Below are 18,167 nucleotides of genomic sequence, written 5' to 3' on the forward strand. Positions count from 1 at the left end.
ATGAAGATAAATAATAAAGCACAAAAGTGCAGTGGCAAATTTATCACTACAGGATTCAAGTTTCAACCTATTCCATATTTTTCAGCTGCTGGAGAGTTCCTGATAGCTTCTCAAAAACCTCTTTTAACTCTTCCAGTTCTGCTTTGTTCTTTTCAACAACCTCCTTAGGAGCTTTCTTCAAGAAATTCTCATTCGCGAGTTTTTTCTCAAGTTTTTGAATGTCTTTTTCAATACTCTTTAGCTTCTTCATTATTCTGGAAATCTCACTCTCAACGTCGATGAGTTCCCCTACCTTCACGTAAACCTCAATACCCGGCAGGAAGAAGGAGACACATCCAGAAGGAGCCTCATTGGTAGAGTGAATTTCAGAAACCTTCGCAAGCTGCCTTATAGAAGCAGCCATTTTCCCTATGGTTTCCATCAACTCATCGTCGTCACTCCTGACAAAGACCTCCACAGGTGTCGATGGTGATATGTTGAGCTCAGCCTTAACGTTCCTTATTCCTCTGATTATCTCCTTGACTATCTCTACTCTCTCTTCATCCTTCTTGAACCTGTACTCTATGGATGGCCAGGGAGCTATAACGATTGACTCAGCATCTCTGTTTGGAAGCTTCTGATAGATCTCCTCAGTAAGAAATGGCATTATCGGATGGAGGAGCTTCATGGCATCTCTAAGAACGGTTACCAGAACGTGAGCTGCCGTTCTTTTCTCCTCTTCATTACCCTTATAGATCCTCTGTTTTGAGAACTCAATGTACCAGTCGGCAAATTCGCTCCACAAGAACTGGTAAATAGCTTTTGCAGCATCGTTGAACCTGTAGTTTTCGAATTCTCTATCAACCGTCTCTATTGTGTCAGAAAGCTTTGAAAGTATCCATCTATCCTCAGGGGCATAGGCAACCGATCCCTTCATTTCAACATTTTCAAGGGCTGAGAAGATAAACCTCGCTATGTTCCAGATCTTGTTGGCAAAGTGTCTATAGCCTTCAATTATCTTCTCTGAAAGTCTTATATCCCTTCCCTGAGCAGCAAGGGCTGCAAGGGTAAACCTCAAAGTATCTGCCCCATACTTTTCGACCATCTCGAGGGGATCAATAACGTTCCCCTTGGTTTTGCTCATCTTCTGTCCTTTTTCATCTCTGACAAGGGCATGAACATAAACATCACTAAAAGGCTTTTCGCCCATGAAGTAGTAACCCATCATCATCATACGGGAGACCCAGAAAAAGATAATGTCAAAACCGGTAACAAGGAGATCAGTAGGATAAAAAGCTTTCAGATCATCTGTCTCTTCTGGCCAACCAAGAGTTCCGAAAGGCCACATTGCAGAACTAAACCACGTATCAAGAACATCCTCATCCTGATAGAGGCTTGTGCTTCCACAGTTTTCGCACTTTTCTGGAGCTTCTTCTGAGACATTTATGTGGCCACATTCTTTACAGTACCATGCTGGAATCCTGTGTCCCCACCAGATCTGCCTGGAGATGCACCAGTCTTTTATGTTGTACATCCAGTCGAAAAATGTGTTTTCCCACTGTTTTGGAATAAAGCGGATCTCTTCCGTTTCGACAGCTTCTATTGCCTTTTCTGCCAGAGGTTTCGTCTTTACAAACCACTGATCTGAAAGGTAAGGTTCAACAACGGTTTTACACCTGTAACAGTGACCAACGGCATGAACGTGGGGTTCTACCTTTTCAAGAAGCTCTTCTTCTTTAAGCATTGCAACTATAGCTTCCCTTGCCTCAAACCTATCCATTCCTTTAAAAGGTTCAGCTGTAATTTTCCCCCAGTCGTCCATTATCTGAATTGCAGGAAGGTTGTGCCTCTGGGCTACTTCAAAGTCGTTAAAATCGTGGGCTGGAGTAATCTTAACTGCACCGGTACCGAATTCAGGATCGACATACTCATCTGCAATTATTGGAATCTCCCTGTTTACAATCGGCAGCAGAACCTTCTTACCAACAAGATGTTTGTATCTCTCATCGTTTGGATTTACAGCAACCGCGACATCACCCAGCATTGTCTCAGGTCTTGTGGTCGCAACAACTATGTAATCATCCTCACCAACAACAGGATATCTGATGTACCAGAGATTACCCTGCTCTTCTTCGTGTTCCACCTCAAGGTCAGAGAGAGCTGTATGGCACCTTGGACACCAGTTTATGAGCCTCTTTCCTCTGTAGATAAGTCCCTCTTTATAAAGGGTAACAAAGGCTCTCCTAACAGCTTTTGAGAAACCCTCATCCATTGTGAATCTTTCTCTATCCCAGTCACAGGAAGTTCCAAGCTTTTTAAGCTGGTTGATAATTCTGTTTCCGTACTGCTCCTTCCACTTCCAAACTCTCTCAAGGAACTTCTCTCTTCCAACGTCGTGACGGGTCAATCCTTCCTTTGCCAGTTCCCTCTCAACAACCCACTGAGTTGCAATTCCGGCGTGGTCTGTTCCTGGAATCCAGCAAACTTCAAAGCCTTTCATTCTCTTCCAGCGGCAGATGATATCCTGAAGGGTTGAGTTGAGGGCATGTCCAACGTGAAGAACTCCTGTAACATTTGGCGGTGGAAGAACAACACTGAACTTTGGTTTTTCTCCCTTTAAAACTTTTTTCTCATCTGCATGGAAGTATTTCTTTTCAAGCCAGAAGTTGTACCATTTATCCTCAAAAAGGGCCGGATTGTAGGTATTTGACTCCATTTTTCTCCTCCAGGAACCTGAGTAGTTGGTTAATGCTAAATTTTAAACCACTGGTAATTGAAAAGTAAGCTCAAAGGGATAAATTTAGGATTGAACTTCGCGCCCGTAGCTCAACTGGATAGAGCGTGGGACTACGGATCCCAAGGTTGCAGGTTCGACTCCTGCCGGGCGCGCCACTTTCAAGGTTTTTCTATGGAGTTCGACTACCAGTTTCTTCTTGAAGCTTTAAAAGAAGCAAAGAAAGCATTCAAATATGGTGAAGTTCCTATAGGTGCAGTTGTAGTAAAAGATGGAAAAATCATCTCCCGTGCTTTCAATCGAAAGGAGTTCCTTCAGGATCCCACAGCTCACGCCGAAATTCTTGCAATAAGAAAAGCGTCAAGGAAACTCAACTCCTGGAGACTCAATGGTTGCACCCTCTATTCCACAGTTGAACCCTGCATAATGTGCTGCGGTGCTATAATCCAATCAAGGATTGACAGAGTTGTTTACTCCATACCAGATCCAAAGTTTGGCGGTGTGGAGAGTCTCTACAAAATACTTGAAGACAAAAGAGTGAATCACAGACCTGAGGTGAATAGAATTTACATAAAAGAGGCTGAGGAACTTCTGAAGAAGTTCTTCAAGCTATTGAGGGAGAGGTGCCGGAGCCTGGCTTAACGGGCCCGACTCGAAATCGGGTGACCCCTTAATCGGGGTCCGCGGGTTCAAATCCCGCCCTCTCCGCCATTTTAAAAATCAAAACCCTTATTAAGGAGTGTCTATGCAGGAAGAAAGAAGAAAAGTCCTTGAAGATGCTCTAAAAAGAATTAAGAAAGAGTTTGGTGAAGGCTCTGTAATGTTCCTCGGTGAAAAGCCGGCTGAAGAAATTCCAACAATAAGCACCGGTTCAATCTTGATAGACAGAGCCACAGGAGTTGGTGGAATACCAAGAGGTAGAATCACCGAGATCTATGGACCAGAATCCTCCGGTAAAACAACCCTTGCCCTTCACGTCATAGCAAACGTTCAGAAAGAAGGAGGCATTGCTGCATTCATCGATGCTGAACATGCACTGGATCCGGCATACGCGAAAAAGCTTGGAATCAACCTTGAGGAACTTCTCGTATCCCAGCCAGACAGCGGTGAACAGGCACTTGAAATCGCAGAAACCCTTGTCAGAAGTGGAGCTGTTGACGTAATCGTCGTTGATTCAGTAGCTGCCCTTGTTCCAGAAGCCGAAATCAAAGGAGACATGGGAGATTCTCACGTAGGACTTCAGGCAAGACTCATGTCCCAGGCCCTGAGGAAACTAACGGCTGCAACCAGCAGAAGTAACTGTGCCCTCATTTTCATTAATCAGGTTAGAGAAAAGATTGGAATGATGGGCTACGGTGGTCCCCAAGAGACAACTACCGGTGGTAGAGCATTGAAATTCTATGCCTCAATGAGGATAGACATAAGAAACATTGGTCAGATTAAAGGAAAAGGAGATGAGAGAATAGGTCACAAGGCAAAGGTTAAGATTGTTAAGAACAAACTGGCACCTCCGTTTAGAGAAGCCATCGTTGAGATCTACTACGGAGAGGGAATCTCAAGGGAAGCAGACCTTTTGAACCTCGGAGAAGAATTGGGACTTGTTAAGAAAAGTGGCTCATGGTACTCTTACGGTGATATAAGGTTAGGACAGGGTAAAGAAAACGCCAGAATTTTCCTCAAAGAAAATCCTGAGATTGCTACCGAACTGGAAGCAAAGATAATGGAGGCTCTTGGTGGCTCTGGATCTTGATACACTTCTCACGAAGGCTTTCCGGCTTGGTGCTTCTGACATCCATCTAAGGGTCAAATTACCGCCGGTTTTCAGAATAAATGGGAAGCTCGTTAAAACCGAGCTTCCCGAACTTACAGCAAATGATATTAACTCATTTGTTAAGAAAATCGTCCCGGTAGATAGAATGAAAGAATTACCCTATATGAAGAATATTGACCTCGCTTACAGTATTCTTGGTGTTTGTAGGTTCAGGGTCAACATTTTCAAACAGCGGGGTACTTTCGCCATTGTTATGAGAACCATACCGGCTAAAATTCCTAATATAGAAGAACTTAATCTCCCAACAGTCATAAAAGAGATAGCACTTTATTCAAGAGGACTTGTCCTTGTAACTGGAACAACAGGTTCTGGAAAATCTACTACTCTTGCAGCCATGCTTAACGAACTTAACAACAAGGATTCCAGAGTAATTGTTACAATCGAAGACCCTATAGAATACCTTCACAGGGACAAGAAATGCATCTTCTACCAGAGAGAAATCGGTGACGACGCTGACGACTTCTTTACAGCATTAAAAGCTGCCCTCCGTGAAGACCCCGACGTCATTCTCGTTGGAGAAATGAGGGATCCAGAAACTGTTAGGACAGCCCTCGATGCTGCTGAAACAGGACACATGGTTTTTTCCACCTTACACACACTCGATGCTAAGGAAACTATTAACAGGATAATCTCTTTCTTTCCGCCATACCACCAGCAGGCAATAAGATTTCAGCTCGCGTCTGTTCTGAAGGCCACAATTTCTCAAAGACTACTTCCAAGAGCAGACGGTAAAGGAAGGGTTCCAGCCGTTGAGATTATGATAGTAACTGAGGCTATTAGAGAGCGAATTATGAATCCTGAGCTCACAGAGGAAATTCCTGAATTTATCGAAAAAGGTAAAGAAGTTTACGGTTCCCAAACCTTTGACCAATCCCTCTACGATCTCTGGAAAAGAGGTCTCATAACAAAAGAGGATGCCCTCAAGTACGCTACCAAACCGGATGATCTAAAACTTAAAATGGAGGGAATCTTTTCAAGTGGATTCGAAATTTAAAAAGGTCTATGCCTATTCAATTCTTTTGCTTTCCAGAAGAGATTACTCACCTGAATCTCTGAGAAGAAAAATTTCCGAAAAGTTTCCTGAAATCGAAAGTCAGATTATCGATAGCGCAATAGATAGTCTAAAAAGAGAAAAATTCTTAGATGAATTCAGAACAGCCTATAACTACTTCATCTCAAAGATGGAAAAGGGATGGGGAAAAAGGAAAATAAGACATCATCTTAGACAGAAGGGGTTTTCAAAAGAAATTATTGATGAACTTGAAATGTCTATTGAGTTTGACTACTCTTTTATCAGAAAAGAAGTTGAAAACCGTTTTGGCCAGGAGATAAAAGATAGAAAACTGAAAGAAAAAGCAAAAAGATTTCTCTTCCAGAGAGGATTCTCTTACTGCGAGGTTGAAAACATTCTCTGATAAAATTTAGCCAACCTTTAAGTATGGAGTTGCGTATGAGTAAATGGACTGGCAAAGAGATAAGAGAAGCTTTTTTGAAATTCTTTGAAGATAAAGGACACCATAGAGTAAAAAGCTCTCCACTCATTCCAAAGAACGACCCGACACTTCTATTTACAAACGCCGGAATGGTTCAGTTTAAGGACTACTTCCTTGGAAAAGAGAAACCACCATTTAAGAGAGCCACTTCCTGCCAGAAGTGTATGAGAGCAGGTGGTAAACACAACGACCTTGAGAACGTCGGAAAAACTGGAAGACACCACACATTCTTTGAAATGCTTGGAAACTTTTCCTTTGGAGACTACTTCAAAAAAGAGGCAATTGAGTTTGCATGGGAGTTGGTCACAAAAGTTTTCAAACTTCCAGAAGAAAGGCTTTACGTTTCAGTCTACGAAAAGGATGATGAAGCTTTTGAAATATGGAATAAGATAATTGGGCTTCCGGAAAGCAAAATCTACAGGCTTGGCGAAAAGGACAACTTCTGGGCAATGGGAGATACTGGTCCCTGTGGCCCCTGTAGCGAAATCTACTACGACAGGGGTGAAGAATTCGCCTGCGGTGAAAACTGTGGAATAGGAACCTGCGATTGTGACAGGTACTTAGAAATCTGGAATCTTGTCTTCATGCAGTATGAAAGAGATGAAAGTGGGAAGTTAACTCCTTTAGCTCACCCATCGATTGACACAGGAATGGGACTTGAGAGGATAGCATCTGTCCTCCAAAACGTTCCAAGCAACTACGAAACAGATTTGATCTTTCCACTTGTCAAATGGGCTTCGGATTTGAGCGGCATTCCATACGGTAAAGATGAAAAGAGCGACACCTCAATGAGAGTTATTGCAGACCACCTGAGAGCTCTTGTCTTTCTCATCGCAGATGGAGTTCTCCCATCAAACGAAGGAAGAGGATACGTCCTCCGAAGGATAATCAGAAGAGCTTCAAGACATGGAAGACTTCTTGGAATAGAAAAGCCGTTCCTCTACGAGGGAATTGACAGAGTTATAGAAATAATGGGAGATGTTTATCCAGAAATCGTTGAAAACAGAGACTTCATAAAGAAAGTAACGCTCAAGGAAGAGGAGAGATTCTCAAGAACCCTTGAAAGAGGACTTTACATTCTCCAGGAACTAATAGAAAAACTGAAAAGTGATGGAAAAGATACCATTCCTGGAGAAGAGGTATTCAAGCTCTACGATACATTTGGATTTCCGCTTGACCTTATTCTTGAGGTTGCAAATGACGAAAACTTAAAAGTTGACGTTGCTGGATTTGAAAAGCTCCTTGAAGAGCAGAAAGAAAGAGCCAGAAAGGCCTGGAAAAGTGGTGTCCAGAAAGTTATCTCTCCGGAACTCCAGAAACTCTCTGAAGAGTCTCCATCTATTTTCATCGGTTATGACCACTTAAAGGGAATTGGAAAAGTTACAGGAATTCTCAAAGGCGAGAATCTCGTAGAAGAGGCAAAAGAGGGAGAAGAAGCGATCATCATCCTTGACAAAACGCCTTTTTACCCTGAAAAGGGTGGTCAGGTAGGAGATACTGGAATAATTGAAGGAAGTAACTGTTACTGTGAAGTTTTAGATACCCAGAATATAACCGAAAACCTGATTGGACATAAGCTTGTAGTAAAGAGAGGAACAATCAAAGTCGGTGATGTAGTAAACGCCATCGTTGACGAAAAGAGAAGAAAAGCAATAATGAGAGCCCATACAGCAACCCACCTTCTCCACAAAGCATTAAGAGAAGTTCTTGGAAATCACGTTAAGCAGGCTGGCTCTTTAGTTCTTCCTGATAGGTTGAGGTTTGATTTCACACACTTTGAAGCACCAACAGAGGAAGAGCTCAGAGCAGTTGAAGAAACAGTTTACAACTGGATTCTGGAAAACTATCCTGTTAAAGTCGAGGAGATGTCTTACGATGAAGCCCTTGAGAGGGGAGCAATTGCCCTCTTTGGAGAGAAGTATGGAGACGTTGTAAGGGTTGTTGACGTTGGAGGAGTAAGTGTTGAACTCTGTGGAGGAACACACGTAGAAAGGAGTGGAGATATTGGATTTTTCAAGCTAATCTCTGAATCCTCAATTTCATCCGGAACAAGAAGGGTTGAAGCTGTAGTTGGGAAAGAAGCTTTTAATTATGTGGAAGAGAAGGAAAACCTCATCAAAAACCTACGGAAGCTTCTTCAATCTCCTGAGGAACAACTACTACAGAAGCTCCAGAAACTGAAAGAGGAGCTCAAGGAGAAAGAGAGAGAGCTCGAAAAAGTCAAGAGAAAACTTGCAACTGCTGAAGTCAACCAGATAGTTGAAAATGCTCCGGTTATTAACGGCATAAAGGTGGTAACAGCAAAACTTGATGGCTTTGGTGGAAAGGAACTTGCAGAAGTTGCGGACGTTATAAGAAACAAGGCAGGAACTGCTGCCGTTATGCTTGTTGGAATCAAAGATGGTAAAGCTAGCCTACTAATAGCTCTAACAAAAGACTTAACTGATAGATTCAAAGCAGGAGAGATAATCAAAAGAATAGCTCCAATCCTTGAAGGAAGAGGTGGCGGAAGACCTGATATGGCTCAAGGTGGGGTTCAGAATCTAACCCGACTTGAAGAAGCATTTAGTGAATTTAGAAAAAATTTTGAAGATTAAAAGAAAATGGTTTATTGAAATCTGCTCTTAATAATCATAATTTAAAACAAGCCGCAGGGGTGGAGCTTGGCTCCTGAGAGCTCCCTTACGGGAGCAACCCTTTGAACCTGATCCGGGTAATACCGGCGTAGGGAGCGGCGAGAACCTTTCTCGTCCCCTTCAACTCCCCCCCTCAGGCTAAAAACACAAACCAGGAGGAAGCCATGCAAAATCTCAACGAAGTTGTTATCTCACAGGCCATCATCGAATCCTACATGGAAAAGCTCAAAGATCACTTAGAGGTAGACGTAGCAATTGTAGGGGGAGGTCCTTCAGGGCTTGTCGCTGGATACTACCTTGCAAAAAATGGTTTTAAAGTCTCCATCTACGAAAGAAGAATTTCCATCGGCGGTGGAATGTGGGCTGGTGCCATGTTCTTCAACGAAATTGTTGTTCAGGAAATGGGTAAGGAAATCCTTGATGAATTTGGAGTTAGATATAAAGAATTTAAGCCTGGCTATTACTTAGCCGATGCTGTTGAAGCAGTAACAACAATAGCTTCAAAAGCTGTAAAGGCAGGAGCTGTCGTCTTTAACGGAGTTGCAGCTGAAGATGTTGTCTTAAAGAAAGTTAATGACGAGTATAGAGTCTGTGGACTTGTTATTAACTGGAGCATAGTAGAAATGAACCGTTTAATAGTTGATCCATTAGTTATTACCTCAAAGTTTGTAATAGATGCAACTGGTCACGATGCTACTGTTGTTTCAACACTTCAAAAAAAGGCCGGAATCAAGCTTGCAACTGAAACAGGTTGTGTTGTTGGAGAAAAACCGCTATGGGCTTCTGTCGGAGAGGAGGATACAGTTAAGAACAGTAGAGAAGTCTTCCCAGGAATCTACGTCAGTGGAATGGCTGCAAACGCAACCTGCGGAAGCCACAGGATGGGACCTGTCTTCGGCGGAATGCTTATGTCTGGTAAGAAAGTTGCTGAAGAAATTTCTGAAAAGTTAAAGAGCTAACTTGACATAGCTTGTTACTTAAATTCCCTCCCCCTTGACGGGGGGAGGTTTAGAATTAGGGTAATAGAGGCTAAGAGAAGAATAAAGAGTAGATTGTAGGATTAAAAAGCTAATCTGGAGGAATTATGGCTACCTTAGTCGAACTTGCCAAGAAGGGCATAATTACAAAAGAAATTGAATTCGTAGCAAAATACGAAAAAAGAGACATTGATTACATAGTTCAGGGGCTTATTGAAGGAACAATTGTCATTCCTGCAAACATCTTCCACAGAGAAAGAGAAGATTTCCAACCAAGGGGAATTGGAAAGGGACTCATCACAAAGGTAAACGCAAACATCGGAACTTCTGGGGATATTGAAAGTATTGAACTCGAACTTGAAAAACTGAGAGTTGCCGTTAAATACGGTGCAGACGCCATAATGGATCTCTCAACAGGTGAATACATTGATGAAACAAGGAAGAGAATCATTCAGAATTCCCCAGTAATGGTCGGAACTGTTCCAATCTACCAAGCCGCAAAAGAGGCTGTTGATAAGTATGGTTTCATCGGAAAAATGACTGTTGATGACATCTTTAACGCTATTGAGAAGCATTGTCAGGATGGTGTTGACTTCATAACAGTCCACTGCGGTGTAACTTTAAGCTCCCTTGAAAGGCTCAAGAACGAAGGAAGAATAATGAATATCGTTTCCCGTGGTGGTGCCTTAATGGCAGAGTGGATGGTTTATAATGAAAGAGAGAATCCACTTTATGAGTACTATGATAGACTTCTTGAAATAGCTAAAAAGTACGATGTTACACTTTCCCTTGGTGATGGAATGAGACCTGGCTGTATTGTTGATGCAACAGATAGGTGTCAAATAGAAGAGCTCATTACACTTGGAGAACTTGTCGACAGAGCAAGGGAAGCTGATGTTCAGGCAATGGTTGAAGGACCTGGACATGTCCCTCTTGACCAAGTAGAAGCCAACATCCTCCTTCAAAAAAGACTCTGCCATAATGCACCTTTCTACGTTCTTGGACCAATTGTTACAGACATAGCCCCTGGATACGACCACATTTCAGGAGCAATTGGTGGAGCAATAGCTGCAAGGGCTGGTGCAGACTTCCTTTGTTATCTCACTCCCGCTGAACACCTTGCACTTCCGGATGTTGAGGACGTCAAGCAGGGAGTAATTGCTGCAAGGATAGCAGGTCACGCAGCTGACATTGTTAAAGGAGTTCCCGGTGCTATAGAGTGGGACCTTGAAATGGCAAAGGCAAGGGAAAATCTTGATTGGGAGAAACAGTTTGAGCTTGCTATAGACCCTGAAACTGCGAGGAAGTACAGAGAAGAAAGGAAACCTCGGAAGGATGAAGAAACCTGTACAATGTGCGGAAAACTCTGTTCGATAAAGAGAGTTCATGAATATCTAAAGAAATAGAATTAACTTTTTAAAGAGGAGGAACTTAGGGGATAGGGATGAGGTGCCTCTTGGAAGAATATCTTAAATTATTCGATATCTTCTGTACTGATTACTTAAAAGAGCTACCAAATAATATAAGGAAAAAACAAGGAATTACAGATGTAAATGCCTTCTGCAAGGAAATAAAACCCCAGTTTAAAGAGTTAATAACCTACTTCTTAAACGATAAGGAAAATTTTGAAAGATTAGTAATAAATCTGGGGAGAAAGCTTTACAGAAATGATTTAAGTATTGCATTTATAATTGATGTAATTAATACAATTCTTTTTAAAGTTATCAATTACATAAATACAGAACACCTCCCAAATCATCTTATAGAGCATGCTAACCAATTCATGCAGAAATTCACAAATTTTGTTGCCTTAGGCTTTATATTGGAATCTTTACCAGAAAAAGAAAGGAAGTTAGAAGCGAAACTCTCTTCTAACGTTGCTAAAAGCTTACTCACCCACTTCTCACGCTTAAAAAGTGTATTAGAAAATGAAGATTACCAGATTGAAAAGATTTCAGATTGTCCGATAACTCATTATATGCAGAGTTTGGAGTTTAGAATAGCGTGTCACAAGTTAGACATTTGTAAAGAAACAAATAGAATTCACTCCTTAATTCATACTTACCTTAAGCTTTTTAGAACCTACTTTAATGAAGAAAAATATCTACCAGCATATCTCATTTTAATAACACTTTACTTCCTATTTGAAAAGTTAGGAGAGATATTTAATAACATTGAAAGTGCTAAAAAAAATATATCTCTTGAAGAGATAGTTTCTTTCATCTTAGATGAGAAGAAAGAAACCATTCTTTTTGTTGTTGATCCAAGGGAAATATCTTTTCTAAACAAAGTTTTTGGATATACAGTAGGAGACAATATCTTCTATTCACTAATCAAAAAGTTAGTAAGCTTAGTCCCAAACGATAGAAGGCAAGCAGTTATCAAGTGTTCTTACGGTGCAGTTTGCGTGGTTTCTGATAGTATGCAAATAGATTATGAGAAAATTTTCTTAAAGCTCAAAAAATTAATTAGAGAAGAATTCAAAAGTTTACCTATAAAGGTGGATATTTCTGGTTTTCTATTAAAAATTCCTGCAGATACAAATATAAGCAAGAAAGGACTTCTAAATACTATTAGGTTTGCCCTTAGAGAAAGTAAGAAGAGTCCAACAGATTTGTTTGTATTGGATCTAAAAAGGCTTGATAGTTATCGAAAAATAGCAATTTTTAAAAGTCTTTATGAAGATTTAGTAGAAAAACTTTCTTACGGTAAGCTGGGATTAGCTATTCAAGGAATTTATAACCTTAAAACAAAAACTATAAGCCATTATGAAATTCCTGTGAGACTCAGAAACAATAAAGGAGAAATTGTTCCTGCCTATGAGTTTATAGACTTAGTATACGAGTATAGGTTAATTGATCTTCTGGATGTTATGGTTTTAAAGAAAATTGTCGAGAATGCAAAACTCTTTAAAGATAAATTCATATTTGTAAACATCAGTCCAAGGACATTTAAGATTAGTCCATCATTTGAAGAAGTAAAAAAACTTTCCGAGCAGATGAAGAAAATAGGACTAAAGTTTGGATTTGAAATAACTGAACAGGCAACAATAGAAGACTTTGACATAATCGTTGATTTCTTTAATAAAATGCGAGTTCCTATATCCATAGATGATTTCGGAACTGGCTACTCTTCTTTTTCACACTTTGTAGAAATCATAGAAAGAGTTCCTGTTAAACTTTTAAAGATAGATGGTAGTTACGTAAGGAAAATCCCCGAATCTGAAAAGGCTGAGAAAATAGTAAAAACTGTAAATAGTATGGCTCACTCTTTAAACATCAATACAGTTGCAGAATTTGTTGAGAATGAAAAAATAGTAGAGAAACTTGAAAAACTTGGAGTAGATTACGCTCAAGGTTACTATTTTGAGGAACCAAAAATTTTAGTGTGAGAGGAGAATATGCTTGCAAAGAGGATTATTCCCTGCCTTGATGTAAAGGAAGGAAGGGTCGTTAAGGGTGTTAACTTTGTAAACCTGATAGATGCTGGAGATCCTGTTGAGAACGCAAAAGTTTACGATGAACAGGGGGCAGATGAGCTTGTTTTCCTTGACATAACCGCGAGTTACGAAAAGAGAAATATAATGATAGATGTTGTGAAGAGGACTGCTGAAGAAGTCTTCATGCCACTGACCGTTGGCGGTGGTGTCAAGACTGTTCAGGATATAAGAAATCTTTTAAACGCTGGGGCTGATAAGGTTTCAATAAACACGGCAGCTGTAAAAAAACCTCAGTTAATCTATGAAGGTGCAAAACTGTTTGGTTCCCAGTGCATCGTTGTTGCAATAGATGCAAAGAGAAAGGGGAATTCCTGGGAAGTCTACATCCACGGAGGAAGAACTCCAACGGGAATAGATGCAATTGAGTGGGCTAAAAGGGTTGTGGATTTGGGAGCTGGAGAAATTCTCTTAACTTCAATGGATCGAGACGGAACAAAAGCTGGATACGATATTGAATTGACAAGGGCGATATCTGAGGCAGTCTCTGTACCTGTCATAGCATCTGGCGGAGCAGGAACAAAAGAACATTTTTACGAGGGACTCGTTGAAGGAAAAGCAGATGCAGTCCTTGCTGCTTCAGTTTTCCACTTCAAAGAAATTTCAATTCCAGAACTAAAGACATACCTAAAAGAGAAAGGCGTCTGGGTAAGAGTCTAACCAGACTCTTCAAGCCACTTCAGCGTCAGATAAACTTTTCAGCCACTCCATTCCCGAACTTGAAAGAAGCTGAAGGGCAACCTAAAATTACACATAACTTTCATCGGAGGCAAACAGATGCTTACAGAGGACCAAATTAAAGAGATTTTTCTGAAAGCTGATGCTTTCCTTGAAGGACACTTTCTCCTTTCAAGCGGTCTCCACAGTCCATACTACCTCCAGTGTGCGAAGGTTCTTCAGTATCCTGAATACTCAGAAATCCTCTGTAAAGAACTCGCAAGAAGAATAGAAAACCTCGAAGTTGAATACGATCTTGTAATAGCTCCAGCAATTGGCGGAATTATTGTCTCCTACGAGACTGCAAGACATCTTAAAACGAGGGGAATTTTTTCAGAAAGGGTTGATGGAAAGCTAACTCTGAGGAGAGGTTTCAAGATAGAACCTGGCGAAAGAGTAGTTGTCGTTGAAGACGTCGTAACAACCGGAAAGTCAACAAAAGAAACAATAGAAGTTGTCAATCAACACGGCGGCGAAGTTGTTGCCGTTGGAAGTCTCGTTGATAGAAGCGGCGGCAAAGTGGATTTTGGTGTTCCATTTGCAACACTCTGGAGACTTGAAGTCCCGGTCTATGAACCAGATTCCTGTCCTTTGTGTAAAGAAGGTAAAATACCCCTTATAAAACCTGGAAGTAGAAATATTCCACTGAAATAGGTGTTTTTGCATGAAAATCTTTAAGCCTTTTGAAGTCATAAGGGAAGAGTTAGAAAAAGCTGAGGATTATTCAAGGGAGCTCCTCAATTCTAACGTTAGGCTCGTCCTCACAGCCGGTGGTTATATTCTTGATAGTGGTGGAAAGAGAGTAAGACCAGGACTCACAATCATTTCTGGAAAACTTGTTGAAGCTCCCCTTGAGAGGCTTATCCCCGTTGCAACGGTTATGGAGTATATGCACACAGCAACTCTCCTTCACGATGATATCGTTGACGGTGCAAAGCTGAGGAGAGGAAGGTTATCAGCAAATGAGGTCTTTGGAAACGACGTTGCAGTCTTAGTTGGTGACTACATGTTTGCAAAAGCCATTTACATTCTTGCAGTTTACGGTGGAAATGAGGTTTTAAAGGTTGCAGCCCAAACCGTTCAGGATATGGCAGAGGGAGAACTCCTCCAACTTGAAAAGATTGGAGATATTAACCTCACAGAGGAAGAGTACTTTGACATAATTTACCGAAAAACTGCTTCACTCCTCTCAACCTGCTGTGAAGTCGGTGGAATCCTTGGCGGAGCAAGGGAGGAAGAGAGGAAAGCTCTTAAAGACTACGGTAAATTCATCGGTTACGCATTTCAGCTTGTCGATGATGCCTTTGACTACATATCTGATGAGAAAACAATCGGGAAACCTGCTGGAAATGACATTAGAGAAGGGAAGGTAACCTACCCTCTCCTTTCAGCACTGAAAAAAGCAACAGAATCTGAAAAAGAAAGAATTTCCCAAGTTCTATCAACTGTTGAACCAACTACGGAACAAATCGAATCTGTAAGACAATTTGCATTTGAAAAAGGCGGAGTTGAAGAAACAATCAAACTTGCAAAAGACTACGTAGAAAGAGCGAAAGAAGTCCTCAACGTCTTTCCAGAATCACCTTTAAGAAAAGCTCTATTCGAAATTGCAGACTTTATTGTTGAAAGAACATATTAAGTTTACCTCATAGACTTTTCACAGAGCTTTAACACCTTCTCCATATAGACTTTTATATCTTGCTGTGCATTTAAAAGGCAAGCCATCATAGAGAGACTTTAATCAATGCTATTCGTGAGTCACAATAGGCATAGGCGGTTCTTCTTCAAAAAACTTTCTTAGGAGCTTTTAGCTTCATAAATATCTTTCATTTCTCTAGGTTGTGTCAATAATTTTGTGTAAGCTATTAGGAGTACCTCCTGAAAAACATCTCCTTAAGTTCCTCCCTGGCTTCTAAAAAGCCATTAATTACCCTGTCAGACCATCTATCATTAAGCACTGCTACCCTGAGATAAACGAACTTCTCAACAGCACTAACCGACGGTAAAGCTCCTATTACCTTAACCCTCTTCCTTATCTCCTTTATCGTCCTTTCTATCAGATTTGTCGTGTATATCACTCTCTGAATGGACTCAGGATACTTGAGGAACGTAAGGAACTTATAAAGCTCCTGTTCCCAGGACTTTACAACCTTAGGATACTTTGATCCCCACTTCTCTTTGAACTTCTCAAAACCCCTCAGAGCCTCTTCTTCCGTAGAGGCTTGATATATCCTCTTTAAGTCCTTCGCTATCTTCTTCCTGTCTTTAGCTCTTACCTTGTTCAGAGTATTTCTCACTTTGTGAACCACACAGGATTGAAAGTCTGCTTTTGGAAAGTACTCCTTTATCCTTTCCTCAAGTCCAGTAACTCCATCAGCTACGAAAAGGAGAACTTCTCTCACACCACGGTCATAAAGCCTCTTTATCATTTCCAGCCAGCTCTCAGCTCCTTCCGAAGGATTAACTTCAAAATCAAGTATTTCTCTGTATCCTTCCTCATCTATACCAAGAGCAAAAAGAACAACTTCTTTCTCAACAGTATCTCTCCTGACAGATAGCCACATTCCGTCAAGCATTATGACTGAGTATCTCCTCTTGAGCTTTCTTTGTTTCCACTTGCTTATTTCCTCTAAGGTCACCTGCGATATCTTACTTATAGTTGAAGGCAAGTATTTAAGCTCAAACACGCTCTCAAGAGCTTGGGCTATTGTTCTTGCACTCATGCCAGAGGCAAACATTCCAAGGATTAAGTCCTCAAGGTTGATGTCTCTCCTTTTGTAAGGTTCTATCAGCTTAGTTCTAAATCTTCCTTCCCTGTCCCTTGGGATTTTCAGGTTTTTTAGTTTTCCTACAACAGTATCAAGGTTTCTGACGTAAAAACCGTTCTTTGTTCCTCCATGTTCTTTAAGAAACACTTCTCTTTCAGCTGTCATGATTGACTCTAAGGTTTGTTTTACCACTTCTTTAACGAGGTCTGGTAAAATCTTCTGTAGTTCCATTTTTGCCTCCTGGGGTTGGTATTTGTGGGGTGTTCCCCAGGAGGTTATCCCATTTCTCAAGCTTACACAAAATATCGTACACTACCGGTAGGAGTAAAGTTTGTTTCTTACCGTGGACACTTTCGCTTACCCACTGAGCAGCACCTCTTACATAAAATTACTTACCAAACTAATAAGTTTTTAAAATTTCTTTACCGGAACAATGCTTCTACTTTTACTGAGAAAAGCGTTACAAAATAACCACCTACAATTAACCACACAAACAAGACAGATGCTAGATAGATAGGTTTTAGTCCTACCCCTTTGAATTTCTGTAAGTTTGTCTCCATTCCCAATGCAGTCATTGCCATTGTAAGCAGGAAAGTATCTAAACTGTTAATAGCGTTAACAACTCCTACCGGAAGAAGATTGAAAGAGTTAAAAATAGCAACTGCAATGAAACCTACAGCAAACCACGGAATTGTTATTTTTCTTTTTCCATTCTCCGTAATTCTTCCTGTCTTTAAAAGTAGTAGACTTAGGATTATCAAAAATGGAGCTATTAACATCACTCTAATCATTTTTACAATAATGGCATCTTCGGCTACTTCAGTTCCTACAGCATTTCCTGCAGCTACAACATGGGCAACTTCGTGAACAGTGGAACCTGTGTATATGCCCATTGTTTTCGGGTCAAATCCCAAAACTCCAGACTTGTACAGAATAGGATAAAGGAACATTGCTATTGTTCCGAACAGGACTACTGTTGAAACAGCAATAGCACTCTTGTGAGCTTCTGCTTTAACTACTGGTTCAGTAGCAAGAACAGCTGCCGCGCCACAGATGGAACTTCCCGCACTTGTGAGAATAGAAGTATCTCTGTCCAGTTTGAGTAATTTTGTACCAATCAGATATCCTATAAGAGACGTAGAAAATACAATTATTGTACTGGCAATTATGCCTGATACTCCAACGGCTTCTATAGCCTGAAACGTAATTCTGAATCCATAAAGGATAATGGCTAACCTCAGGAGTGTTTTGGTTGAAAAAACGATTCCAGGAGTCCAGGATTCAGGAAGTTTATTCCTTAAAGTGTTTGCATAGAAAATTCCCAATATGATTCCTACTATTAAAGGACTAATTCCCAGATGCCTTACAATGGGCCATTGAGATATATATGTTGCCGCAATGGCGAAGAGAGCCACGAATAAAATTCCATTCAGAGTGTGTGTTCTATTTTCTTTAATGACTGCCAATTGGACCTCCTTTTTTTAAAAAACAAACCAACTGTTAGTTTTTTTCCTTTGGAGCGAGCTTTATGTAAAA

General features: G+C 40.7%; 14 protein-coding genes, 2 tRNA genes and 1 riboswitch. Of the genes, 13 read left to right on the top strand and 3 right to left on the bottom strand.

Features of this window, described 5'->3' with window-relative positions:
- Positions 1-67 precede the first annotated feature (67 nt).
- Positions 68-2,695: a valine--tRNA ligase gene (locus tag ACYQ3A_RS04150; protein WP_459895845.1), complete on the bottom strand. Its 2,628-nt coding sequence runs from the start codon at positions 2,693-2,695 to the stop codon at positions 68-70.
- A gap of 99 nt (positions 2,696-2,794) precedes the next feature.
- Between ACYQ3A_RS04150 and ACYQ3A_RS04155 the strand changes: the two genes are divergently transcribed.
- The 13 genes from ACYQ3A_RS04155 to ACYQ3A_RS04215 all read left to right on the top strand — a co-directional run bounded on the left by ACYQ3A_RS04155 (position 2,795) and on the right by ACYQ3A_RS04215 (position 15,502).
- Positions 2,795-2,871 (top strand) — tRNA-Arg (locus ACYQ3A_RS04155).
- A gap of 16 nt (positions 2,872-2,887) precedes the next feature.
- Positions 2,888-3,355 carry a nucleoside deaminase gene (locus tag ACYQ3A_RS04160; protein ID WP_459895846.1) on the top strand — a complete coding sequence of 156 codons (468 nt, stop codon included), beginning with the start codon at positions 2,888-2,890 and terminating at the stop codon, positions 3,353-3,355.
- Positions 3,331-3,424 (top strand) — tRNA-Ser (locus tag ACYQ3A_RS04165). Before ACYQ3A_RS04160 ends, ACYQ3A_RS04165 begins: the two co-directional genes overlap by 25 nt.
- A 34-nt stretch (positions 3,425-3,458) precedes the next feature.
- Positions 3,459-4,463, top strand: a complete 1,005-nt coding sequence (gene recA, locus ACYQ3A_RS04170) for a recombinase RecA (protein ID WP_459895847.1) — start codon at positions 3,459-3,461, stop codon at positions 4,461-4,463.
- Positions 4,447-5,538 carry a type IV pilus twitching motility protein PilT gene (locus ACYQ3A_RS04175; RefSeq protein ID WP_459895848.1) on the top strand — a complete coding sequence of 364 codons (1,092 nt, stop codon included), beginning with the start codon at positions 4,447-4,449 and terminating at the stop codon, positions 5,536-5,538. The genes recA and ACYQ3A_RS04175 overlap by 17 nt, the downstream gene beginning before the upstream one ends.
- Positions 5,522-5,959: a regulatory protein RecX gene (locus ACYQ3A_RS04180; RefSeq protein WP_459895849.1), complete on the top strand. Its 438-nt coding sequence runs from the start codon at positions 5,522-5,524 to the stop codon at positions 5,957-5,959. The genes ACYQ3A_RS04175 and ACYQ3A_RS04180 overlap by 17 nt, the downstream gene beginning before the upstream one ends.
- A gap of 35 nt (positions 5,960-5,994) precedes the next feature.
- Positions 5,995-8,634 (top strand): alanine--tRNA ligase, encoded by a 2,640-nt coding sequence (gene alaS / locus ACYQ3A_RS04185; protein ID WP_459895851.1) that lies wholly within the window; start codon positions 5,995-5,997, stop codon positions 8,632-8,634.
- Between the two features lie 45 nt (positions 8,635-8,679).
- Positions 8,680-8,785, top strand: a riboswitch (TPP riboswitch).
- 52 nt (positions 8,786-8,837) lie between these two features.
- Positions 8,838-9,632, top strand: a complete 795-nt coding sequence (locus ACYQ3A_RS04190) for a sulfide-dependent adenosine diphosphate thiazole synthase (protein WP_459895852.1) — start codon at positions 8,838-8,840, stop codon at positions 9,630-9,632.
- Positions 9,633-9,757: 125 nt separating this feature from the next.
- Positions 9,758-11,056 carry a phosphomethylpyrimidine synthase ThiC gene (thiC, locus tag ACYQ3A_RS04195; RefSeq protein ID WP_459895854.1) on the top strand — a complete coding sequence of 433 codons (1,299 nt, stop codon included), beginning with the start codon at positions 9,758-9,760 and terminating at the stop codon, positions 11,054-11,056.
- A 50-nt stretch (positions 11,057-11,106) separates the two neighbouring features.
- The gene (locus tag ACYQ3A_RS04200; protein WP_459895855.1) at positions 11,107-13,041 is read left to right on the top strand and encodes an EAL domain-containing protein; all 1,935 of its coding nucleotides are present in this window, start codon (positions 11,107-11,109) and stop codon (positions 13,039-13,041) included.
- A gap of 9 nt (positions 13,042-13,050) precedes the next feature.
- Complete coding sequence (gene hisF, locus ACYQ3A_RS04205; RefSeq protein ID WP_459895856.1) at positions 13,051-13,806, top strand: imidazole glycerol phosphate synthase subunit HisF; 756 nt, start codon at positions 13,051-13,053, stop codon at positions 13,804-13,806.
- A 117-nt stretch (positions 13,807-13,923) separates the two neighbouring features.
- Positions 13,924-14,517, top strand: a complete 594-nt coding sequence (gene pyrE / locus ACYQ3A_RS04210; protein WP_459895857.1) for an orotate phosphoribosyltransferase — start codon at positions 13,924-13,926, stop codon at positions 14,515-14,517.
- 10 nt (positions 14,518-14,527) lie between these two features.
- Positions 14,528-15,502: a polyprenyl synthetase family protein gene (locus ACYQ3A_RS04215; protein WP_459895858.1), complete on the top strand. Its 975-nt coding sequence runs from the start codon at positions 14,528-14,530 to the stop codon at positions 15,500-15,502.
- A 226-nt stretch (positions 15,503-15,728) separates the two neighbouring features.
- On the opposite strand, the gene ACYQ3A_RS04220 is transcribed toward ACYQ3A_RS04215, so the two are convergent.
- Both ACYQ3A_RS04220 and ACYQ3A_RS04225 read right to left on the bottom strand, forming a co-directional pair.
- Positions 15,729-16,862 carry an IS256 family transposase gene (locus ACYQ3A_RS04220; RefSeq protein ID WP_459895859.1) on the bottom strand — a complete coding sequence of 378 codons (1,134 nt, stop codon included), beginning with the start codon at positions 16,860-16,862 and terminating at the stop codon, positions 15,729-15,731.
- Positions 16,863-17,053: 191 nt separating this feature from the next.
- Entirely contained in the window at positions 17,054-18,097 is a 1,044-nt protein-coding gene (locus ACYQ3A_RS04225) for a YeiH family protein (protein WP_459895860.1), read from the bottom strand.
- Between the last annotated feature and the right edge of the window lie 70 nt (positions 18,098-18,167).

This window comes from Desulfurobacterium crinifex (assembly GCF_054656775.1).

Excerpts from the sequence above, each read along its gene's own strand:
- ACYQ3A_RS04150 (WP_459895845.1), bottom strand. The coding sequence starts at position 2,695 with ATGGAGTCAAATACCTACAATCCGGCCCTTTTTGAGGATAAATGGTAC.
- ACYQ3A_RS04190 (WP_459895852.1), top strand. The coding sequence starts at position 8,838 with ATGCAAAATCTCAACGAAGTTGTTATCTCACAGGCCATCATCGAATCC.
- pyrE (WP_459895857.1), top strand. The coding sequence starts at position 13,924 with ATGCTTACAGAGGACCAAATTAAAGAGATTTTTCTGAAAGCTGATGCT.
- ACYQ3A_RS04220 (WP_459895859.1), bottom strand. The coding sequence starts at position 16,862 with ATGGAACTACAGAAGATTTTACCAGACCTCGTTAAAGAAGTGGTAAAA.
- thiC (WP_459895854.1), top strand. The coding sequence starts at position 9,758 with ATGGCTACCTTAGTCGAACTTGCCAAGAAGGGCATAATTACAAAAGAA.
- ACYQ3A_RS04160 (WP_459895846.1), top strand. The coding sequence starts at position 2,888 with ATGGAGTTCGACTACCAGTTTCTTCTTGAAGCTTTAAAAGAAGCAAAG.
- recA (WP_459895847.1), top strand. The coding sequence starts at position 3,459 with ATGCAGGAAGAAAGAAGAAAAGTCCTTGAAGATGCTCTAAAAAGAATT.
- ACYQ3A_RS04215 (WP_459895858.1), top strand. The coding sequence starts at position 14,528 with ATGAAAATCTTTAAGCCTTTTGAAGTCATAAGGGAAGAGTTAGAAAAA.
- alaS (WP_459895851.1), top strand. The coding sequence starts at position 5,995 with ATGAGTAAATGGACTGGCAAAGAGATAAGAGAAGCTTTTTTGAAATTC.
- hisF (WP_459895856.1), top strand. The coding sequence starts at position 13,051 with ATGCTTGCAAAGAGGATTATTCCCTGCCTTGATGTAAAGGAAGGAAGG.